General features: G+C 67.8%; 1 protein-coding gene. It reads left to right on the forward strand.

Annotation, left to right across the window (positions count from 1 at the left end; all coding sequences use genetic code 11):
- A partial coding sequence (locus KYK83_RS17090) for a TolC family protein (protein ID WP_222829103.1) occupies positions 1 to 804 on the forward strand: 804 nt, incomplete at both ends.

An 804-nucleotide genomic window follows, 5' to 3' on the forward strand; every position in this document is an offset into this window, starting at 1 on the left:
GCCGTGGCGGCGCAGGAGCGTGAGCTTCTGACGCTCGAAGCTGCGCTCGCTCGTGCGGGCATCGTCGACAGCGCAGATGAGCCCCCAGAAAATCCGCGCCTGATCGGACCGCGGGCCGAAGCCGACGCGGCGCGGGCCCTGGTCGACCAGGCGCGGCTGCGGCCCAACCCCGAAATTGCTCTCGAAGCCGAAAACATTGCCGGAAGCGGCGCATTTTCGGGATTGCAGGCCACCGAGTACACTTTGTCCCTGAGCCAGCGGCTCGAATTGGGCGGCAAACGAGGAGCGCGCGTCCGCGCCGCCCAGGCGGAAGCGCGCGTCGCGACCCTTTCAGGAGCGCTCTCGGTTGCTCAGCTCGGGCGATCGGTGCGCGAACGCTATGTCGAAGCCGTCGCTGCGGCAGCCCGATTGGAACTCGCGCGCGACATAGTCGAGCGCAATCGCGAGCTTGCCAGGATCGCAGGCGTACTGGTCGATGTCGGGCGGGAGCCTCCCCTGCGCTCGCTTCGTGCCGAAGCGGCACTTGCGGAGGCGCTCGCGGAGCTTGAAGCGGCCCTGGCTGCCGACAGTACGGCGAGGAACGCGCTAGCCGCGCTTTGGGGCGAGGCAACACCTGCTACGGACGTGCCTTCGGTGTTCCCCGAGATCGAACCTCCGGCGACGCTGCTCGCGTCACGTTCGGCCTTACGTCTTCAGGTCGCCCGTGCCGAACGCGAGGCCGCGGATGCCGCGATCGCCCGGGAACGCTCTTTAGGCATTCCGGATCCGGCAATATCCGCCGGAATCCGACGGTTCGAGGAAAGT

It is taken from the genome of Qipengyuania pacifica, from assembly GCF_019857205.1.
GTDB classification, from domain to species: Bacteria; Pseudomonadota; Alphaproteobacteria; order Sphingomonadales; family Sphingomonadaceae; genus Qipengyuania; species Qipengyuania pacifica.